This window comes from Achromobacter sp. RT286_PF (assembly GCF_059760425.1).
Map to the genome: position 1 here is coordinate 63,156 of NZ_JCBAMR010000030.1, position 19,154 is coordinate 82,309.

The 19,154-nt window shown below is 64.0% G+C and carries 20 protein-coding genes; 4 read left to right on the top strand and 16 right to left on the bottom strand.

The genetic code is table 11. The features are described 5' to 3' along the window. Nucleotides 1-184: 184 nt before the first annotated feature. The 12 genes from AC6LJY_RS20825 to AC6LJY_RS20880 form a co-directional block, all read right to left on the bottom strand. Nucleotides 185-1,594 carry a DegQ family serine endoprotease gene (locus AC6LJY_RS20825; protein WP_370512718.1) on the bottom strand — a complete coding sequence of 470 codons (1,410 nt, stop codon included), beginning with the start codon at nt 1,592-1,594 and terminating at the stop codon, nt 185-187. Between the two features lie 115 nt (nt 1,595-1,709). Then, nucleotides 1,710-2,780: a MucB/RseB C-terminal domain-containing protein gene (locus tag AC6LJY_RS20830; RefSeq protein WP_104143024.1), complete on the bottom strand. Its 1,071-nt coding sequence runs from the start codon at nt 2,778-2,780 to the stop codon at nt 1,710-1,712. Next, the gene (locus tag AC6LJY_RS20835) at nt 2,780-3,295 is read right to left on the bottom strand and encodes a sigma-E factor negative regulatory protein (RefSeq protein WP_046802603.1); all 516 of its coding nucleotides are present in this window, start codon (nt 3,293-3,295) and stop codon (nt 2,780-2,782) included. Before AC6LJY_RS20835 ends, AC6LJY_RS20830 begins: the two co-directional genes overlap by 1 nt. A gap of 12 nt (nt 3,296-3,307) precedes the next feature. Then, complete coding sequence (rpoE, locus tag AC6LJY_RS20840; RefSeq protein WP_006218045.1) at nt 3,308-3,907, bottom strand: RNA polymerase sigma factor RpoE; 600 nt, start codon at nt 3,905-3,907, stop codon at nt 3,308-3,310. Between the two features lie 486 nt (nt 3,908-4,393). Then, on the bottom strand, nt 4,394-5,623 hold the full coding sequence (gene fabF, locus AC6LJY_RS20845; RefSeq protein ID WP_046802601.1) for a beta-ketoacyl-ACP synthase II: 1,230 nt from the start codon (nt 5,621-5,623) through the stop codon (nt 4,394-4,396). A 185-nt stretch (nt 5,624-5,808) separates the two neighbouring features. Then, complete coding sequence (gene acpP, locus AC6LJY_RS20850) at nt 5,809-6,048, bottom strand: acyl carrier protein (RefSeq protein WP_003813816.1); 240 nt, start codon at nt 6,046-6,048, stop codon at nt 5,809-5,811. Nucleotides 6,049-6,231: 183 nt separating this feature from the next. Further along, complete coding sequence (gene fabG, locus AC6LJY_RS20855) at nt 6,232-6,981, bottom strand: 3-oxoacyl-ACP reductase FabG (RefSeq protein ID WP_046802600.1); 750 nt, start codon at nt 6,979-6,981, stop codon at nt 6,232-6,234. 4 nt (nt 6,982-6,985) lie between these two features. Then, nucleotides 6,986-7,921: an ACP S-malonyltransferase gene (gene fabD, locus AC6LJY_RS20860; RefSeq protein ID WP_498136665.1), complete on the bottom strand. Its 936-nt coding sequence runs from the start codon at nt 7,919-7,921 to the stop codon at nt 6,986-6,988. A gap of 94 nt (nt 7,922-8,015) precedes the next feature. Further along, nucleotides 8,016-9,002 carry a beta-ketoacyl-ACP synthase III gene (locus tag AC6LJY_RS20865; RefSeq protein WP_046802598.1) on the bottom strand — a complete coding sequence of 329 codons (987 nt, stop codon included), beginning with the start codon at nt 9,000-9,002 and terminating at the stop codon, nt 8,016-8,018. Further along, nucleotides 9,002-10,069, bottom strand: coding sequence for a phosphate acyltransferase PlsX (gene plsX, locus AC6LJY_RS20870; RefSeq protein WP_046802597.1), 1,068 nt, complete (start codon nt 10,067-10,069; stop codon nt 9,002-9,004). Before plsX ends, AC6LJY_RS20865 begins: the two co-directional genes overlap by 1 nt. 59 nt (nt 10,070-10,128) lie before the next feature. Continuing rightward, nucleotides 10,129-10,311 carry a 50S ribosomal protein L32 gene (rpmF, locus tag AC6LJY_RS20875; protein WP_006218037.1) on the bottom strand — a complete coding sequence of 61 codons (183 nt, stop codon included), beginning with the start codon at nt 10,309-10,311 and terminating at the stop codon, nt 10,129-10,131. Nucleotides 10,312-10,363: 52 nt separating this feature from the next. After that, nucleotides 10,364-10,963 carry a YceD family protein gene (locus AC6LJY_RS20880; RefSeq protein ID WP_046802596.1) on the bottom strand — a complete coding sequence of 200 codons (600 nt, stop codon included), beginning with the start codon at nt 10,961-10,963 and terminating at the stop codon, nt 10,364-10,366. A 161-nt stretch (nt 10,964-11,124) separates the two neighbouring features. Here AC6LJY_RS20880 and AC6LJY_RS20885 point away from each other — a divergent pair, with 161 nt between their 5' ends. Genes AC6LJY_RS20885 through AC6LJY_RS20895 form a run of 3 tightly spaced genes read left to right on the top strand, consistent with a single transcriptional unit; the run spans nt 11,125 to nt 13,223 of the window. Beyond that, complete coding sequence (locus tag AC6LJY_RS20885; protein WP_046802595.1) at nt 11,125-11,727, top strand: Maf-like protein; 603 nt, start codon at nt 11,125-11,127, stop codon at nt 11,725-11,727. Further along, a complete protein-coding gene (locus AC6LJY_RS20890) occupies nt 11,724-12,434 on the top strand; it encodes an SAM-dependent methyltransferase (protein WP_498136666.1) in 711 nt (236 codons plus the stop codon). The genes AC6LJY_RS20885 and AC6LJY_RS20890 overlap by 4 nt, the downstream gene beginning before the upstream one ends. 3 nt (nt 12,435-12,437) lie before the next feature. Beyond that, nucleotides 12,438-13,223 (top strand): N-acetylmuramoyl-L-alanine amidase, encoded by a 786-nt coding sequence (locus tag AC6LJY_RS20895; protein WP_498136667.1) that lies wholly within the window; start codon nt 12,438-12,440, stop codon nt 13,221-13,223. A gap of 5 nt (nt 13,224-13,228) precedes the next feature. Here AC6LJY_RS20895 and msrQ read toward each other — a convergent pair whose 3' ends face one another. From msrQ to AC6LJY_RS20915, 4 genes are all read right to left on the bottom strand, one after another. Then, on the bottom strand, nt 13,229-13,879 hold the full coding sequence (gene msrQ / locus AC6LJY_RS20900; RefSeq protein ID WP_046802592.1) for a protein-methionine-sulfoxide reductase heme-binding subunit MsrQ: 651 nt from the start codon (nt 13,877-13,879) through the stop codon (nt 13,229-13,231). An 8-nt stretch (nt 13,880-13,887) separates the two neighbouring features. Continuing rightward, on the bottom strand, nt 13,888-14,850 hold the full coding sequence (gene msrP, locus AC6LJY_RS20905) for a protein-methionine-sulfoxide reductase catalytic subunit MsrP (RefSeq protein WP_498136668.1): 963 nt from the start codon (nt 14,848-14,850) through the stop codon (nt 13,888-13,890). Between the two features lie 112 nt (nt 14,851-14,962). Next, entirely contained in the window at nt 14,963-15,628 is a 666-nt protein-coding gene (locus tag AC6LJY_RS20910; RefSeq protein ID WP_498136669.1) for an HAD family hydrolase, read from the bottom strand. A gap of 2 nt (nt 15,629-15,630) precedes the next feature. Beyond that, nucleotides 15,631-16,593, bottom strand: a complete 963-nt coding sequence (locus AC6LJY_RS20915) for an RluA family pseudouridine synthase (RefSeq protein ID WP_498136670.1) — start codon at nt 16,591-16,593, stop codon at nt 15,631-15,633. 524 nt (nt 16,594-17,117) lie between these two features. Between AC6LJY_RS20915 and AC6LJY_RS20920 the strand changes: the two genes are divergently transcribed. Next, nucleotides 17,118-19,154 (top strand): Rne/Rng family ribonuclease (locus tag AC6LJY_RS20920; protein WP_498136671.1); only part of this gene is annotated, 2,037 nt, incomplete at its 3' end.

Consider the following 19,154-nt stretch of genomic DNA (forward strand, 5'->3'; position numbering starts at 1 on the left):
ACGCCGCCGCCTGCGAGGACACGGCTGACGAGAGGGGCGCTGACGGGACGAAACCCGGGCAAAACGAGGGGGCGCCCAAGCGCCCCCTCTTGCGGCAACCAGCCATTTTAGCCGGTCTTGGGCAAATTTTTCTGCCGGTGGGCCGCCCCCGGGTAAAAAGGCGGTCCAACCGGCCGAAGCCGCCCTACTTCGATGCGGGCACCGCGACCCACTGAGTCTGCTCGCCACGGCGGACCAGCAAACCGGCGGAACGGCTCTTGTCCAGCTTGGCCACCAGTTCACCGAACTGCTTGGCGCCGGTGACATCGGTGTCGTTCAGAGCCAACACAATGTCGCCTTCCTGCAAGCCCGCCTTGGCCGCCGCGCCCTCGGCAACCTTCACCTGGACGCCGCCCTTGATGCGCAGCTTCTTTTGGACATCGGCCGGTACATCGACCACGCCCAGGCCCAGCGCGTTGGTCACTTCTGGCGCCGGCGCCGCTTTCTTCGCGGCAGCGGCCGCCTTCTCGGTCGGGATCTCGCCGACCTTGACCGACAGCGTCAGGCTCTTGCCCTTGCGCCACACTTGCATGTCAGCGCGCGTGCCGGGCTTGGTTTCGCCGACGATACGGGGCAGATCGGACCAGCGCTTGATCGGCTCGTTGTTGAACTTGAGGATCACGTCGCCCGGTTGCACGCCCGCTTGTTCAGCGGGGCCGTCGGCTTCCACGCTGCTGACCAGTGCGCCTTCGGCCTTGGGCAGGCCGATGGCTTCGGCCACATCCTTGCCCACTTCGCCGATCTGCACGCCGACGCGTCCGCGCGTGACCTTGCCGGTGGCGCGCAGTTGGTCAACCACGCGCATCGCTTCGTCGATCGGGATGGCCAGCGAGATGCCCATGAAACCACCGCTACGCGAGATGATCTGGGAATTGATGCCCACCACTTCGCCGTCCAGATTGATCAGCGGCCCCCCCGAGTTGCCGGGGTTGACGGCAACGTCGGTCTGGATGAAGGGCAGGTATTCGCCGGTATCGCGGCCGATTGCGCTGACGATGCCGGAAGTCACGGTGGAATCCAGGCCGAACGGCGAGCCGATCGCCAGTACCCATTGGCCCTTCTTCAATTTCTTGGGGTCGCCAATGACCAGCGGAATCATGTCCTTGGCTTCGATCTTGATGAGCGCCACGTCGGTGCGTTCGTCGGTACCGATCACCTTGGCCTTGAATTCGCGGCCGTCGGTCAGCGTGACGTAGATGTCGGTGGCGTCAACCACCACGTGGTTGTTGGTCAGGATATAGCCGTCGGTCGAAATGAAAAAGCCGGAACCCACGCCACGCGGCACGGTGCGCTCTTCAGGCTGGGGCGGCTGCGGACGCTGGCGCGGCATGGGCGATTGCCCACCGCCCGGCGGCTGCAGGTCTGGCCCGAAGAACCAGCGGAACAATTCGTACGGATCACTGCCGCCGCCCGGGCCGGGGCCGCGCACGGGCACCGTGGCGGTCGTGCGGATGTTCACGACCGCGGGGTCCGCTTTTTCAACAATGCCCGTGAAGTCGGGCAGCGCGACCGTCGGGGTCTGCGCTGTCGCAACGGGCACGTAGGCCGTGGACATGAATACGCCCGCCGCCACGGCCACCACAAAGCGCCGGAAAAAAGCGTTCGACACCGTCATTGCTTTCATAAAATACTCCGAAGTTGCTGCTTGCTGCTTGTGGCTGTGGCGTGCGTCACTTGGGGGTGGCGGCCGGCGGTGCGGCCGTTGCCGCGGTCGGCACGTATTCGGTCGCTTGCGCCAGCTGTTCAAGCGTGGCCACGGGCACCTCGCCCACGGCCGTCAGCCAGAAATCAGCAATGCGCGTGCCATACACCGTGATAGAGCCACGCTGCGCGGGGCCCGGCGGGGGATGATGCCCGCGCTCACTGTCATAAGGTTCGATAAACACCGAGATGGCGGCCAGGCCATCGGACAGCACCATCTGGCTGACCGTTGCGCCGCGGCCCATTGATCGCGCCACCTGCATGATGACCTTGAAGCCCTTGGGCGCCGGAATGCGCCACCCCTGGGCCATCAGGTCCACTGGGGTCATCGAGGGTTCCAGCACCTTCCAGTCGCGCGTGCTCCAGCGGGAACTGAGCTGTTGCGGATCCACTTCGGAACCCAGGCGCAGCGACGTGAACGAGACCTGCTCAACCACACCCCGGGCGGCGTTGAGCGTTTGCGCCTTCAGCAGCAAATTCGTTTCAACGTCAGCGCACAGGCGGTAGCCATAACGCAGCTTGTCCAGCGGTTCGATCGTGATCAGGCGGCATTCACGGCCTGCCACCCGATGCAGCTTGGACTCGGTACGGATTTTGTAGTGTTCGGAAAGATTGGCCGGATCGCCCAGCAGCAGGCCGGGAAACCGGTCGCCACGACGGCGCTCGATCAGCACGGTCTTGCGTTCCGGGATCAGGCATTGCACGTCGTCGTTGTGACGCAGGTATTCGCGCGGCTGGCCATCCAGGATCTCAAGGCGCTCGCGCTCGCCGGTGCCGTCCAGCACATGCACCAGGCGCGATGACTGAATCATCTCGCCTTGCTGATACATGAAGACGCCCGCGTAGTCCTGCTTGCGCGCGGCCTGCTGAATGCGGGTCAGCAGTTGGACCACATCGTCCGTGGCCGGGGCCGCATCGGCGGCGCGCGCCGGCTCATGGGCGGACAGGAAAGCGGTCAGAAGCGTAGCGGCGAACCATCCCGCGCGATGGGCATGCCAGGAACCTGCGCGCGGCCAACGTGTCGGTAACGCTATCGCCATCAACGTCCTGCTCCGACGTCGAACGACACTTGACGCACCGCGCTGGGGCCCGCCATCTGGCGATGGGCCTCAAGGTAGTCGCGCAGGCCGGCGTCATCGGCGGCGGTGGCGGAAGCGGGCGTGCCGCTGGCATCGGCCAGCACACGCACTTCCGTTGCCGGCGTGCCAGTCAGGTAAGGCTGTGCCACCCAGGCAACGGTGGCAACCGCGGCCGCCACGGCCAGGCCCGACAGGCCGACCCGCAACGGCGAGCGGCGCCGGGGCGCCGCCACAATCGGCAGCTCCGCGTCCAGCGCGCGCGCCAATCGCGATTGGAACGCGGCGCTAGGGGTCAATGCCAGATCGGCATTGCGCAGGGAATCACCGATCAAATGATAGGTGTCCCAGGTCTGACGTCCTTCCTTGGACAACAGACTGGGAAGAATATCGTCGGAATCTTCTCCGTCCATCCAGGCGGAAACCGATTCCTCCCAGGAGGCCTCGGCGATTTCAACGGACTTGGCTGCTGTTTGCATGACTGCCACTCCTTACCAGCGACGCTCGGCATCGGTGCCAAGCAATGGACGCAATTTGGTTGCAATGGCCTCGCGCGCACGAAAAATGCGGGAGCGCACCGTACCAATAGGGCAGTCCATGCTCTGGGCGATGTCTTCGTAACTCATACCTTCGATTTCACGCAGGACAATTGCGGTGCGCAATTCTTCGGGCAATTCCTCGATTGCCGCGTTCACCGTCTCGGCGATTTCGCGGCTGGCGACCATGGATTCCGGCGTGCTTATATCGGTTAGGTTGTCGGTTTCGTTAAAAGTTTCACCGTCTTCCGTTTCTATCGCATTGGGTGCGCTGGGGCGCCGGCCTTGCGAGGCCAGCCAGTTGCGCGCCGTGTTGATGGCGATACGATACAACCAGGTGTAGAAGGCGCTGTCGCCCCGGAACTGGGGCAAGGCTCGGTACGCTTTGATGAAAGCTTCCTGCGCCACGTCTTCGATTTCCGATGGGTCGCGGATCATCCGGGCCAGCAGGCGCAGGATCTTGCGCTGGTACTTCAGCACCAGTAGATCAAACGCCTTTTTATCGCCTCGTTGAACGCGCGCGACCAACTCCGCGTCGACTTCGCGTTCGCTCATGACGCCTCCTGCGGGCGTGCCGCCTGCCGCGCTCGTTGCGCCGTGCCCGTCAGCAGGCATAGACGCCGCCACGACTCGGGTTGCAACGTCCGCTGCCAGACGGTGAGGGTGATTGTGCTATTTGTAAAGACCGTACTCCCGGTGGGCAAAAGCTGCAAAGTAAGCGTAAGCCAGCGGGGGCCGCGCTGCTGATCCAGCAACCGCGCGTCTTGCCAGCCTTGCGGCTGACGCACCTGCCAACGCCCTGCCCCGGTTGCCGTACGTAATGCCGATACCGGGGACAGGCCGCTCCGTGCCGAGTGTAACAGCCCGGCCGGCACAAGCAGCAGCGCAATGAATGCCCAGCCGCCCATGCCTTGCCAAAGCGCTGCTACCGACGCGCAAGCCGCAGCGGCGGCGCCGGCCACCGCGCACAGGACGTGGCCATTGGCCGGCCGCCCGACGGGCACCCGAAATGACCAGCGCCCTGCCTCGGAGCCTTCCAAATCAGACCCGGCGAACGGCCATCGAGCCGTTGGTGCCGCCGAAGCCGAACGAGTTGGACAGGCCGATGTCGATCTTCATCTGCCGCGCTTCGTTCGCGCAGTAATCCAGATCACATTCCGGATCTTGATTGAAGATGTTGATCGTGGGAGGGGAAACCTGGTTGTACACGGCCAAGGTCGTGAACACGGCTTCAATGCCGCCGGCCGCGCCCAACAGGTGGCCCGTCATGGACTTGGTCGAATTCACCACCAGCTTCTTGGCGTGATCGCCGAACGCCAGCTTCAGCGCGTCGGTTTCGTTCTTGTCGCCCAGGGGAGTCGACGTGCCGTGCGCGTTGACATACTGGATGTCGTCCGCGTTCAAGCCGCCGTTGCGCAGCGCGTTGATAACGCCGCGACGCGGGCCGTCTTTGTCCGGAGCCGTGATGTGGTGCGCGTCCGAGCTCATGCCGTATCCGGCGAATTCGCCATAGATGCGCGCGCCGCGCTTCTTGGCATGCTCGTACTCTTCAAGGACCAGAACGCCGGCGCCCTCGCCCAGCACGAATCCGTCGCGGTCGCGGTCCCAGGGACGCGATGCCGTTTCCGGGTCATCGTTACGGGTCGACAAGGCGCGCATGGCGGCAAAACCGCCGATACCCAGCGGCGACACGGTCGATTCCGCACCGCCAGCAACCATGACGTCCGCGTCGCCGTATTCGATCAGGCGCGCTGCGTCGCCGATGCAATGCAGACCGGTCGTGCAGGCCGAAACGACGGCGTAGCTGGGACCCTTCATGCCATAGGCAATGGACAAATGACCGGAGATCAGGTTGATCAGCGAACCCGGCACGAAGAACGGCGAGATGCGCCGCGGACCCTTGGCCATGTATTCGACCTGGGTTTCTTCAATGCGCGGCAAACCGCCGATGCCGGAACCCACGATGACACCAATGCGCTCGGCATTGGCTTCGGTGACTTCCAAACCGCAATCACGCCATGCCTGCATCCCCGCAGCCAGGCCGTAATGGATGAACGTATCCATCTGGCGGGCTTCTTTGCTTGAGATATAGGTGCTGATGTCGAAGTCTTTGACTTCGCCAGCAATGTGCGTGGTGATGGCCGAGGGATCGAAACGGGTGATGCGGCTGATGCCAGAACGTCCGTTGACGATATTGTCCCAAGCGGTGGTCAGGTCGTTTCCAACGGGAGAAACAATACCCAGGCCGGTGATGACGACACGTCGCTTCACGGATGACTCCTCAAACAGACAAAAGAAAGGCGGCTTTCGGGATGCGCTGCACGTGTGGCCCGCGCGAAAGCGGGTCGGGCATTACAACGCCCTTCCCGCACGCGGACCACACGGCAAATTCCTGAAACCGCCCCGTTTCCCGGTTGGCCCCGAATGTCGGGCAACCGGAACGATATAGGTTGAGCTTACTGCTTACCGTGCGAATTGATGTAGTCAATCGCTTGTTGCACGGTCGTGATCTTTTCGGCCTCTTCGTCGGGGATCTCGGTCTCGAATTCGTCTTCGAGCGCCATGACCAGTTCGACCATGTCGAGCGAATCGGCACCGAGGTCGTCAAGGAAGGAGGATTCGTTCTTGATCTCGGCTTCGTTAACGCCAAGTTGTTCAGCGACGATCTTCTTGACGCGCTGTTCGATGCTTTCCATGCAGATCTCCAATTGGGAAAAATCCCGCGAATTATAGCCAAGCGTAGAGGAAAGCAACGCCTGGCCGTGACAAAAATAACACCGCGCACTGGTTCTGTCGCCCGCAGGCACAGGAATATCGGTATGCGGCGTTTCCGGTTGAACTGCGCGACGGCCTGAGCCGCCTGGTGCGCAATTCGTGATTTATTGCATGTACATCCCGCCGTTGACGTGCAGGGTGGTGCCGGTAATGTAACCCGCTTGCGGCCCGGACAAAAAGGCCACCGCATGGGCGATGTCTTCGGGCGAGCCCAAACGGCCCAGCGGAATCTGTTGCAGCAGCGCCGTGGTCTGGCTCTCAGCCAGCGCGCGCGTCATGTCGGTGTCGATGAAACCCGGCGCAACGCAGTTCACGGTGATGTTGCGGCTACCCAACTCACGAGCCAGGGCACGTGACATGCCCGACACGCCGGCCTTCGCGGCGGCGTAGTTGGCCTGGCCCGCATTTCCGCTGGAACCGACGACCGACGTGACGTTGATGATGCGTCCCCAGCGGGCCTTCATCATGCTGCGCATCACGGCGCGCGACAGGCGGAAAACGGAGGTCAGGTTGGTGTCCAGCACGGCCGACCAGTCGTCGTCTTTCATGCGCATCGCCAACGTATCGCGGGTAATGCCGGCGTTGTTGACGAGGATGTGCGGACCACCGCCGTCCTTGCCCAGCGCGTCAATCAGCGCGTCGCAGGCTTCGGCGTCGGTCACGTTCAGCACCACGCCACGGCCGCCCAGGGGCGCCAAGGCTTCGGTGATGGCGGCCGCGCCGGATTCCGTGGTGGCGGTTCCAACGACGGTTGCGCCGCGCGAGGCCAATTCCTGGGCAATGGCGCGGCCGATCCCGCGCGTGGCGCCGGTCACCAGCGCGATCTTGCCTTGCAGTTCGATCGAGTTGTCCATGTCTTTAATTTCCGTTAACGACGGCCAACGCGGCTTCAAGTGAAGCAGGATCGGTAATGGCCAGGCCGGTAAGTTCGGGGTCGATACGCTTGGTCAGTCCGGCCAGCACCTTGCCGGGACCGCATTCGATAACGTGCGTGACGCCTTGCGCCTTCATGGCGCGCAGGGTTTCCACCCAGCGCACAGGGTGCCATGCCTGACGCACCAGCGCATCGCGGATCGCGCCAGGTTCCGTGGGCGAGGCCACGTCAACGTTGTTGATGACTTGAATCTGCGGCACGGACACGGTGGCGTTCGCCAATGCGCCGGCCAACACGTCGGCGGCGGGCTTGAGCAGGCTGGAATGGAAAGGCGCGGACACCGGCAGCAGCAGCGCGCGTTTGGCGCCGGCGGCCTTGGCCAGTTCGCAGGCGCGTTCGACAGCGGCCTTGTGGCCGGCGATCACGACTTGCGCGGGCGCGTTGAAATTGACGGCTTCAACCACTTCGCCCTGGGCCGCGGCAGCGCAGGCATTGCGCACCGCGTCATCGTCCAGCCCCAGGATGGCGGCCATGGCGCCGGTACCGACCGGCACGGCGGCCTGCATGGCGTCGGCGCGCACGCGCACCAGGCGCACGGCGTCTTCAAGCGCCAGCGAACCGGCGGCGGTCAGCGCGGCATATTCGCCCAGGCTGTGGCCGGCGACGACGTCCGGCTTGCGACCGCCAGCAGCGGTCCAGGCAGCGTAGAGCGCCACGCCGGCCGTCAACATGGCGGGCTGCGTGTTCGTCGTCAGATTCAGCTGTTCCACCGGGCCCTGCGCGATCAACGCGCCCAGGTCCTGGCCCAGCGCTTCAGAAGCACGCGCCACGGTATCCGTGACGGCAGCGACGCCCGACCAGGCATCCAGCATGCCGACAGCTTGCGACCCTTGGCCGGGAAAGACAAAAGCAATTTTCATGATTGACCGGTTGGATTGATTCAGTATCTGTGTGGGATGTCAGGCGTGCCCTCGCGGCGGCGGCGCGCGATGCGCCATCCGCCGGGACGCGCACTTACATGCGAGCGAGTACCGAGCCCCAGGTGAATCCGCCGCCCACGCCTTGCATCAGGATGAGCTGGCCGGGCTTGACGCGGCCATCGCGGCGCGCGGCATCCAGTGCCAGCGGCACGCTGGCCGCGGAGGTGTTGGCGTGGCTATCAACGGTAATGACGACTTTCTCGACCGGCACGGCAAGCTTGCGCGCCAGGAAGTTCAAGATGCGCACGTTGGCCTGGTGAGGAATCAGCCAGTCGACGTCGGCGACCTCGATGCCGGCTTCGGCGCAGGTGTCGCGCGCCGAGCGATCCAGCACGGTGACGGCCTGCTTGAACACCGCCTGCCCGTCCATGCGCAGGAACGGGTCGCCGGTGACGTCGCCATAGGCTACGTTGCCCGCAGCGCTGAGGATCTTCATCTGGCTGCCGTCGGCATGCAACTGCGCGGCCATGATGCCGGGTTCGTCGGACGCCTTGAGCACCACGGCGCCCGCGCCGTCGCCGAACAACACGCACGTGCTGCGGTCGTTCCAGTCAAGAATGCGCGAAAACACTTCGGCGCCGATCACCAGCGCGCAACGGGCGCGGCCGGCGCGCACGAAGCTGTCAGCAGTGGTCAGCGCGTAGACGAAGCCGCTGCACACGGCCTGGACGTCGAATGCCGCCGATCCCTTGGCGCCCAGGTTGGCTTGCACGAGGCAGGCCGTGCTGGGAAACACGAAATCGGGGGTGGAGGTGGCGACGATGATGAGGTCGACCTCGGAGGCGTCCACGCCCGCATCGGCCAGCGCGCGGCGCGATGCTTCCGTGGCGAGCTGGCTGGTCGTGACGCCACGCTCGGCAAGATGGCGCTGGCGGATGCCGGTGCGCTCGACGATCCATTCGTCGGACGTAGCGATGTCGCGCGTCGCCAGTTCCGCTGCCAGTTCGTCATTCGAAACCACGCGTTCCGGCAAGAAGCTGCCGGTGCCCGCGATCGCGGAATATTTCATTGCGGTATCCATCAAGCGGTGTCCCCAGCCACGTTCGCGGGAGGCGTTGCGGCGCCCTCTTCCGACTGAACGCGCTTGGTAATCTGAGCGACCGTCTGAGCGGTGCGCTCCAGCAGTTTACTCACTACGGCTTCGCGGGCTCGTTGCAACGCAAATCCGTAGGCGTAGACATCCGCCGAACCGTGGCTCTTGATGACCACGCCGCGCAAACCCAACAACGCGGCGCCGTTATAGCGGCGGTTGTCGACGCGGTTGCGCAAACGGTTCAGCACCGGCTTGGCGATGGCGCCGGCCAGCAACGTGAAGATATTGCGTTTGAATTCTTCGTGGATGATGCTGGACAGCATCTTCGCAAGCCCTTCGACGGACTTGAGCACGACGTTGCCGACAAAGCCGTCGCAGACGACGACGTCGACCGTGCCCTTGAAGATATCGTTGCCTTCCACGTTGCCGTAGAAATTCAGCGGGCTGCCGCGCAGAAGCTCGGCGGCTTCCTTGACGACTTCGTTGCCCTTGATGACTTCTTCGCCGATGTTGAGCAAGCCCACGGTCGGGCTTTCACGGTGGTCGACGGCTTGTGACAGCGCGGCGCCCATGATGGCGAATTGCAGTAGGTGCTCGGCCGTGCAGTCCACATTCGCCCCCAGGTCCAGCACCGTGGTGGCGCGGCCCGTCTGGTTGGGAATGGACGTGGCGATAGCGGGCCGGTCAATGCCGTCCAGCGTCTTGAGCACGTAGCGTGAAATGGCCATCCATGCGCCGGTGTTGCCCGCGGAGACGCAGGCGTCGGCGCGCCCGTCCTTGACGGACTGGGCGGCCAGGCGCATGGAGGAGTCTTTTTTGCGGCGCAGGGCGACCTCGACCGGGTCGTCCATGGTGACGACTTCAGAAGCCGCCACGATTTCCATACGATCGCGCGCAACGTCGCGGTGCTCGGAGAGCGCCGCTTCGATCGCGTCGGGAAGCCCGACCAGCAATAGCCGGGTATCCGGAAATTGCCGGGCGAACTCGATCGCAGCCGGAATCGTGACGGGCAGACCGAAGTCTCCGCCCATACAGTCTATGGCGATGCGTATCACGGGTGCCAGGTATCAGCGTTCAGCCGAATTGGTCCGAGTACGAGTTCGGCCCGGGGGCCTTATTCGTCGGCCTTGGTCTTCAGGACCTTGCGGCCACGATAGAAGCCATTGGGGCTGATGTGGTGGCGCAGGTGCGTTTCACCGGTGTTCGGCTCGATGGCGGTCGACGGAGCAACCAGAAAATCGTGCGAACGGTGCATACCGCGCTTGGAGGGGGACTTCTTGTTTTGTTGAACGGCCATGATGACTCCTAGAAACGGGGCGCATTGTACGCGATGCGGCCCGATGTTGATCTCAATCTTTGTGCTTCAGTTGTTCCAGCACCGCAAACGGCGACGGACGCTTGACAGCGGGTTCTTCAGGAACTTCGCTGACTTTGGCCTGCGCGCCCGGGCATACATCATGCTTGGGCACATACGGAACGCTCAGAATGAGCTCATCTTCGACCTGGGCCAGCAGATCAAAATGATGTGAACCCACCACCTTTTCGGGTTGGTTGGACACAAAACCATTTCCTTCTTCGTCTTCGTCGTCGCTGCCGGCGGAATGACCGTCGGTAACATCACCGTTGGTAAAACCATCGTCAAGGTCGGCTTCAGACTTAACCAGCTGCAAGAGGACTTCGCTATCGACCGGATACACGAACGGCGCATTGCACCGTTGGCATACCAGCACCGGATTCGCCTGCACGTGAACATGCAGAAGCGGCCGGCCAAGCAACAGCCCTGACTTGCCAATCTCACCGCGCACGGACCACGTCACAAGCCCGGCATCGCCCGGCGGTTGTTCGGGTAACCCTTCAACCGCGCGCGTAAACCGCACAAGAGGTATGGTGCCTTGCGCTTGCTTGCCGCTATGGGCAAATGCGAATGCATCGATGCGCTTGATGATCAAATCCTTTGCATTTGCGAGATTCCACCGCGCTCAGGCTGCGGCACTGGGCCACTGCACCAAAGCCACTGCACCCAGAGGCTTAAAGCTTTCGCCTTCGCGCTGCAAAAATCCCGCAAAACGTTAGATAATACTGCGACTTACGCTTTAACGTCAAATACCGCATGCCTTCAAAGCCTAGCCTGATCCTCGCTTCCAGCTCGCCTTACCGCAAAGAATTGCTATCGCGCCTGCGCCTGCCCTTTACCGCCGTTTCTCCCGATGTGGACGAAACGCCACAACCGGGCGAAACGCCCGACGCGCTGGCCTTGCGGCTGTCGGTGGCCAAGGCCATGGCCGTGGCGGCGAACCATCCGGGCAGCATCGTTATCGGGTCGGATCAGGTGGCGACCATCGACGGCCAGCCTATCGGAAAACCGGGCGACTTCCCGCGCGCCCAGGCGCAATTGCGGGCCCTGTCGGGCCAGATCGTGGAATTTCATAGCGCGCTGGCGGTTACGGACGGCCAGCGCATCGAGCAAGCCGACATCGTCACGCGTTGCCACTTTCGCCAGCTGTCAGAACGCGCCATCGACGCCTATCTGCGCGCCGAAGAACCCTACGATACCGCAGGCAGCGCCAAGGCGGAAAGCCTGGGTATTGCACTAATGGAAAGCATCCAGAGCGATGACCCGACCGCCATTATCGGGCTGCCGCTGATCGCGCTGACGCGCATGCTGGCGCAGTTTGGCCTGGATCCGCTGGACGCACCGGGCGGGCCGGCATGAGCGGCGCCCTGCACCTGATTCCCGTGGGCCTGGGCGATGCCCCGCCCGAACGCTGGTTGCCCGCCGACGTGCGTGCGCTGGCCGGACGCCTGGACACCTACATCGCCGAAAATGCCAAGACGGCACGCGCCTTTCTCAAACTGATCGGCACAACCCGCCCGCTTCAGGAAATCACGATTCACACCCTGACGGAGAAAATTGACGTCGGGCAGATCAACGCCTGGTTGGCGCCGGTCAAGCACGGCGCCGAAATCGGCTTGGTGTCCGAAGCCGGCTGTCCTGCCGTGGCGGACCCTGGCGCAAAAGTCGTGGACGCTGCGCACCGCCTGGGCATCACGGTCAAACCGTGGGTGGGCCCGTCGTCCATCTTGCTGGGTCTGATGGCCAGTGGGCTGGACGGGCAGCGCTTTGCCTTCCACGGCTACGCCCCGGTGGACCCGGCCGAGCGCGCCAAGCAGTTGAAAGCCTGGGAGCAGCATTCCGCCAAGCACAACCAGACGCAGTTGCTGATCGAAACCCCCTATCGCAACGCGGCCATGTTCTCCACCCTGCTGGCCGCGCTGAAAGGCGATACCAAGCTGTGCGTGGCCCGTTCGGTCACCACCGCGGACGAATGGGTGGTCACGCACACCGTGGCCGACTGGAAGAAACTGCCGGCGCCCCAACTCGACAAGCTGCCCACGCTTTTCCTCTATCTGGCCCGCTAACTCATGTTTCGCCTTATCACCACCCTGCTGGCCACGGCAGTGCTAGCCGGCTGCGCCGCGCGTGGCCCGGCCGGCCTGGATCTAGACACATCCATCACCGCCGTCGGCCAGGCCAGCCGCGTACGCAGCATCGTTCTGCACTACACCACGGTCGACGACGCCACCTCGCTCAAGCTGCTATCGCAGGGCAAGGTCAGTTCGCACTACCTGATCAACGACGCCGGGCGCGCCTATCGGCTGGTGGATGAAAATCGCGCCGCATGGCACGCCGGGGCGAGCTCCTGGTACGGCAATATCGCCATGAACAGCACGTCGATCGGTATCGAAATCGTCAACCCGGGCTGGACCGAAGGCGCCGACGGCAAACCCGCCTGGCACGCCTACAACGACCGTCAGGTGCGGGCGCTGACGATCCTGCTGCGCGATCTGATCCAACGCCACGGTGTGGCGCCGGAAAACGTCGTGGGGCATAGCGACATCGCGCCGCAGCGCAAGGTCGACCCCGGCCCACTGTTCCCTTGGAAGGCCCTGGCGGCGGCCGGTATCGGCCGCTGGTACGACGAGGCCGGCGCGGCCCAGCATCTGGCTCGGTTGCAGGCCCAAGGCTTGCCCGACGTGGCATGGTTTCAGCAGCAGTTGCAGCGGCTGGGCTACGCCTGCGGGCAGGACGGCAAGCTGGACCCCGCCACGATCAATACGCTGGCCGCATTCCAGATGCACTACCGGCCCAGCTTGCACGACGGCCAGCCAGACCTGGAAACCGCCGCGATCATGTTTGCAATGCTGTAGGCGCGTCAGCGAGCGCGGCGGCGCCACCACGCCACGATGCGCCAGCCTAGCAGCAGCGCCAGCACGGCGGCGTACAAGGCCGGCTGGGTCAGGTCATTCTTGCCCGCCTTGTGCCACCAGTAATGCAACACCGCCAGCAGGCCGATCGCATAAATGGCGCGGTGCAATTGCTGCCAGCGTTTGCCCAGGCGGCGCATCGCCCACTGGGTGGACGTAGCCGCCAGCGCCGTCATCAGCACGAACGCTGCGAAACCCACGGTGATGAAGGGACGTTCGCCGATATCCTGCAACATTGCCGCGGGGTCCAGCCCTCGGTCCCACCAGACCCAGGCCATGAAATGCATGGCGCCGTAAAAAAACGCGAACAGGCCGCACATGCGGCGCACGCGCACCAAGGCGGGCTGCCCCGTCAGGCGACGCAGCGGCGTGATCGACAGTGTCACCAGCAGGCAGACAAGCGTCCAGGTACCGGACGAACGAGTCAGGAATTCGACCGGGTTGGCGGTCAGCCCGTTATCCATGCCCAGCCACACCCAGCGCGCGAACGGCGCCAGGCCCAGCAGGAACAGGACCGGCTTGAAGCGCCCGACAGTCTTGGCGGAAAGCTGCGTCTTGGCGGGCGGTGCAGCGGCGCGCCGGGAGGAAACCTCGGACATGGCGTTATTCAGTAATTCGCCTTCAGGTCCATGCCCTGATAAAGCGATGCCACCTGTTCGCCATAGCCGTTGAACATCAGCGTCTTGCGCTTGGGGCTGAACAGGCCGTCTTCGCCGATGCGGCGCTCGGTTGCCTGGCTCCAGCGCGGATGCGGCACGTTCGGGTTCACGTTGGCGTAGAACCCGTATTCCTGGGGCGCCGCCTTGATCCAGGAAGATTCCGGCATCTTTTCCACCAGACGGATCTTGACCAGCGATTTGGCCGACTTGAAACCATACTTCCAGGGCACGGCCAGGCGCAGCGGCGCGCCGTTCTGGTTCGGCAGCACCTTGCCGTAGACGCCAAACACCAGCATGGCCAGGGGGTTCATGGCCTCGTCGATGCGCAACGCCTCGACGTAGGGCCATTCCAGGATCGCGGCGCGCACGCCGGGCATGTTCTCGCGCTGCACTGCCGTGACGAATTCCACGTATTTGGCATTGCCGGTGGGTTCCACCTGCTTGAGCAACTCGGACACCGAATAGCCCACCCACGGAATCACCATCGACCAGCCTTCGACACAGCGCAGCCGATAGACCCGTTCTTCCATGGGCGCCAGCTTGAGCAGATCGTCGATGGAGAATGTGCGCGGCTTGCCCACCTCGCCTTCGACGCTGACCGTCCACGGACGCGTCTTCAGCTTGCCGGCATTGGCGGCAGGGTCGCCCTTGTCGACGCCGAATTCGTAGTAGTTGTTGTAGGACGTGATGTCGGCAAGCGATGTCTGCTTGTCCATGACGCTGAGCGACCCGTTGGGCTTGCCGGTCAGTGTGCCGGCGTCTTGGGCGAACGCGCTGCGCGCAGCCCAGCCGGGCAGCCCCAGGGCGGCGGCCGTGAGCCCCGCGCGCAACATGAGGTCGCGGCGCGAACGCCAGACCGCTTCGTCGGTAATTTCGGACGGGGCAATATCGTGGGGCTTGCGTATCAACATCGTGGTCTCCGGTTCACCGACCGTCGGCCGTAGCCGCCGGGTACAAGTCATAGACGCTGCGCCGCCCCATGATATTCCGCGGCGGCGCGCCCCGTGTGCGATCTTTCCCGGATCAGGCGCCGGCCGACACCCGGGGCAGCAGCCATTCACGCACCAGCGGCACGGTATCGAGCACCGCCTGTGGCGCACAACCCTGAAGTTCCTTCACGGTATGCGCGCCATAGGTCACGCCCAGGCCGTGCACGCCCGCATTGACCGCCATCTGGAGATCATGCGAGGTGTCGCCCACCATCACCACGCGAGCGGGGTCCACGCCCAGCTCCTGCATGAGCTCGTGCAACATCGCGGGATGCGGCTTGCTGAAGGTTTCGTCCGCCGTGCGCGTGGCGTCAAACAGCGGACCCAGGCCCGTCGCCGCCAGCGCGCGGGTCAGGCCGACCCGGCTTTTGCCGGTGGCCACCGCCAAGCGCACGTTCTGGTCGGCCAGGGTCTGCAACAGTTCGGGAATGCCGTCGAACAGGCGCAGTTCGGGGTCGCGCAGCAGGTAGTGGGTGCGGTAGCGCTCAAGAAAGCGCGGCATCATCGCCTGCGTCAGCTCCGGCACGGCACGACGCAACGCGCTTTCCAGGGACAGACCGATCACCCAGCTAGCCTCGGACGCCGACGGCACCGCCAATTCCAGGTCCCGGCAAGCGCCCTGGATGGCGGCCACGATGCTGTGCGTGGAATCCATCAGGGTGCCATCCCAGTCAAAAACGACCAGCGAATACGACGACATAATCAGACCGACTCCAGTTGTTTCAGTATTTTTTGGCAGGCGGGCGGCAGCTCGGCGGTCAGGGTCATGGGCTCGCCGGTGACCGGGTGGGCCAGGGTCAATTGATAAGCATGCAGGAACATCCGACCGAAACCCATGCGCGAAAATTCCGCGCGCACGTCGTCATGCCCGTATTTGTCATCGCCCACAATGGGAAAGCCGCTGGCCGCCAGGTGCACCCGGATTTGATGCGTACGACCGGTGCGCAGTTCCGCGTCGACCAGACTGTAACCGCCGAAACGCTGCTTGAGCGTGATGATGGTGTGCGCGGTCTGGCCGTCCGGGTCGACCTTAACGCGCCGCTCGCCGGATTGCGTCGTCCATTTGGACAGGCCCAGCTTGATGTGCTGGCGGTCATTCACCCAATCGCCCTGGACCAGCGCCAGATAGTGCTTGTCGCCCTTGCCTTCGCGCAGCATCGCGTGCAGCGCCAGCAAGGCGCTGCGTTTCTTGGCCACCATCAGCAGCCCGGACGTCTCGCGGTCCAGGCGATGCACCAGCTCCAGGAACTTGGCATCGGGCCGCGCGGCGCGCAGTTGCTCGATCACGCCGAACGACACCCCGCTGCCCCCATGCACCGCCACGCCGGCGGGTTTGTCCACCACCAGCAGCGCGTCGTCTTCGAACACCACGGGGAACTCGGCGCCCGGCACCGGACGCGGCTTGCCCGGATCAGGTAGGCGCAAGGGCGGGATGCGGACGATGTCGCCCGCCACGATGCGATAGTCGACCGAGATGCGTCCCTTGTTTACACGCACCTCGCCGCCACGGATGGCCTTGTAGATGTGGGTCTTGGGCACGCCCTTGCACAGGCGCATCAGGAAGTTGTCCAGACGCTGGCCGGCGTGTTCGCCATCGACCTCCACCATACGGACGGCGGGGGCGGCTTTAGAGGGGGATATGGGGGAGGAAGTTTCTTTGCGCATTGCGGAAAGCGACATATAATCGGGACAGCCTTAAGGGGCTGAACTAGCCGCCTGGCGTAGAGATGCAAACAAGTACGCAACTCCGTCGAGCGCGCGGGCCGCTATTGTACTGCCTGCTGATTCAACCCCTGGGTCTCTTGGTCGCCGGCGCAACCGCGCCCTGCCGGATAGTGGTGTGGCATTCACTTTGCCCGCTGTCCCAGCAGGTCCGTTGCATGCCGCAAGCGGCTCTGAAGCACTGCAAGAATCGTCGCATATTTAAAGCACCAGCTGCGTGTAGGCAACCAATCCGACCGCAACTGCCGTTCACAGCAATTTTTCCGTCAAACCACATTCAGTGAAGCTGACCCTCCTGCTGACAGAACCCCGTGCCCCACGGCACGACGTGCCCGCCTGACCCGCGGCGGATACGCCTGGGCGCCGCCCAGGTACGGTCCGCATTTCTTGCCCGCTTCAGCCGCAGCCCGAGTGACCCGAGGTCACGCGCCGATATCGGCGCGTCATGACAACGGAGAAACCCTCTCATGAAGCGCATGCTGTTCAATGCGACGCATCAGGAAGAATTACGCGTCGCTATCGTTGATGGGCAAAAACTCATCGACCTCGACATCGAGACTGCCGGCCGCGAACAACGCAAAGGCAACATCTACAAAGGTGTCATTACCCGGATCGAACCCGGCCTGGAAGCTTGCTTCGTCAACTACGGTGAAGACCGTCACGGCTTTCTGCCCTTCAAGGAAGTTGCTCGCAGCTTCTTCAAGGAAGGCGTCGATGTCCGTAGCGCCCGCATCCAGGATGCGCTGCGCGAAGGCCAGGAACTGATCGTTCAGGTCGAAAAAGAAGAACGCGGCAACAAGGGCGCAGCCCTGACCACGTTCATCTCGCTGGCTGGCCGCTACCTGGTCCTGATGCCCAACAACCCCCGTGGCGGTGGCGTTTCGCGCCGCGTCGAGGGCGAAGATCGCCAGGAACTGCGCGACACGATGGAGCAGCTTGAGCTGCCCCAGGGCATGAGCATCATTGCCCGTACCGCCGGCATCGGCCGCAATGTCGAAGAGCTCCAGTGGGACTTGTCCTACCTGTTGCAGCTGTGGACCGCCATCGACGGCGCTGCCCGCGACAACTCCGCGCCCATCCTGATCTACCTGGAATCCAGCCTGGTCATCCGGGCCATCCGCGATTATTTCTCGCCCGAAATCGGCGAAATCCTGATCGATACCGACGAGATCGCCGATCAGGCCACCGCCTTCATGAGCGTGGTGATGCCGGACAACGTCCAGCGCGTCAAACGCTACCGCGACGACATCCCGCTGTTCTCGCGCTTCCAGATCGAACACCAGATTGAAACGGCGTATTCGCGCACGGTGCAACTGCCGTCCGGCGGCGCCATCGTGATCGACCACACCGAAGCACTGGTTTCCGTTGACGTGAACTCGGCCCGCTCCACGCGCGGCGCCGACATCGAGGAAACCGCGCTGCGCACGAACTCCGAAGCGGCCGACGAAGTGGCCCGCCAATTGCGCTTGCGCGACCTGGGCGGCCTGATCGTCATCGACTTCATCGACATGGAAGACAGCAAGAACCAGCGCGCCGTCGAACAGCGCCTGCGCGATGCTCTCCATTTCGACCGTGCCCGCGTTCAGATGGGCAAGATTTCGCGCTTTGGCCTGATGGAACTGTCGCGTCAGCGCCTGCGCCCGGCCCTGAACGAAGGCTCGCACATCACCTGCCCGCGCTGCAACGGCACCGGCGTGATCCGCGATGCGGAATCCAGCGCCCTGCACGTGCTGCGCCTGCTGCAAGAAGAAGCCATGAAGGAAAACACCGCGGCGGTCCACGCCCAGGTGCCGGTGGATGTTGCCACCTATCTTCTGAATGAAAAGCGCGCCGACATCACCAAGATGGAAGCCCGCCTGAAGGTCAACCTGATGCTGATCCCGAACAAGCATCTGGAAACGCCGCATCACCACATCGAACGCCTGCGCCATGACGACCCGCGCCTGGAAGAGCTGAAGACCAGTTTCGAACTGGTGGAAGCTCCCGCCACGAACGCGCCGTGGCAACCGCGCGAAAGCGAAATCAAGGCGCGTCCGGAAGCTCTGGTCAAGGGCATCACGCCCTCGCAGCCGGCCCCGGTCTCGTCCACGCCGGCCGCGCCCGCCGTTGCGCCCGCCGCACCGGCTGCCGCAACGGGCGGCCTGGGCGGCTTGTTCAAGCGCCTGGTCGGCTGGCTGACCGGTGGCTCCGAAGCCGCCAAGCCTGCCCCCACCGCCCAGGAAGACAGCGCCAAGCGCGCCGCCTCCGGTCGCGGCAAGGGTCGTGCCGGCCATGATGGCCAGGAACGCCGTGGTGAACGCCATGGCTCGGATCGCAACCGCAACAATCGCCGTGGCGAATCGCGCGGTGAAGGTGCCGAAGGCGGCGAAGGCAGCCGCCACCACGCCCGTGGCAACCGCCGTGGCGAAGGCGAACGCGGTGACCGCCAGGATCGTGGCGATCGCGGCAACCGCGGCGAAGGCCGTGGTGATCGCGAAGGCCAGACGGCGCAAGCCGTCTTGGCG

Coding starts and splice junctions, on each gene's coding strand:
- AC6LJY_RS20825 (WP_370512718.1), bottom strand. CDS start 1,594: ATGTCCACGGCCTACGTGCCCGTTGCGACAGCGCAGACCCCGACGGTC.
- AC6LJY_RS20830 (WP_104143024.1), bottom strand. CDS start 2,780: ATGGCGATAGCGTTACCGACACGTTGGCCGCGCGCAGGTTCCTGGCAT.
- AC6LJY_RS20835 (WP_046802603.1), bottom strand. CDS start 3,295: ATGCAAACAGCAGCCAAGTCCGTTGAAATCGCCGAGGCCTCCTGGGAG.
- rpoE (WP_006218045.1), bottom strand. CDS start 3,907: ATGAGCGAACGCGAAGTCGACGCGGAGTTGGTCGCGCGCGTTCAACGA.
- acpP (WP_003813816.1), bottom strand. CDS start 6,048: ATGGAAAGCATCGAACAGCGCGTCAAGAAGATCGTCGCTGAACAACTT.
- fabG (WP_046802600.1), bottom strand. CDS start 6,981: ATGGACAACTCGATCGAACTGCAAGGCAAGATCGCGCTGGTGACCGGC.
- fabD (WP_498136665.1), bottom strand. CDS start 7,921: ATGAAAATTGCTTTTGTCTTTCCCGGCCAAGGGTCGCAAGCTGTCGGC.
- AC6LJY_RS20865 (WP_046802598.1), bottom strand. CDS start 9,002: ATGGATACCGCAATGAAATATTCCGCGATCGCGGGCACCGGCAGCTTC.
- rpmF (WP_006218037.1), bottom strand. CDS start 10,311: ATGGCCGTTCAACAAAACAAGAAGTCCCCCTCCAAGCGCGGTATGCAC.
- AC6LJY_RS20885 (WP_046802595.1), top strand. CDS start 11,125: ATGCCTTCAAAGCCTAGCCTGATCCTCGCTTCCAGCTCGCCTTACCGC.
- AC6LJY_RS20890 (WP_498136666.1), top strand. CDS start 11,724: ATGAGCGGCGCCCTGCACCTGATTCCCGTGGGCCTGGGCGATGCCCCG.
- AC6LJY_RS20895 (WP_498136667.1), top strand. CDS start 12,438: ATGTTTCGCCTTATCACCACCCTGCTGGCCACGGCAGTGCTAGCCGGC.
- msrQ (WP_046802592.1), bottom strand. CDS start 13,879: ATGTCCGAGGTTTCCTCCCGGCGCGCCGCTGCACCGCCCGCCAAGACG.
- msrP (WP_498136668.1), bottom strand. CDS start 14,850: ATGTTGATACGCAAGCCCCACGATATTGCCCCGTCCGAAATTACCGAC.
- AC6LJY_RS20910 (WP_498136669.1), bottom strand. CDS start 15,628: ATGTCGTCGTATTCGCTGGTCGTTTTTGACTGGGATGGCACCCTGATG.
- AC6LJY_RS20915 (WP_498136670.1), bottom strand. CDS start 16,593: ATGCGCAAAGAAACTTCCTCCCCCATATCCCCCTCTAAAGCCGCCCCC.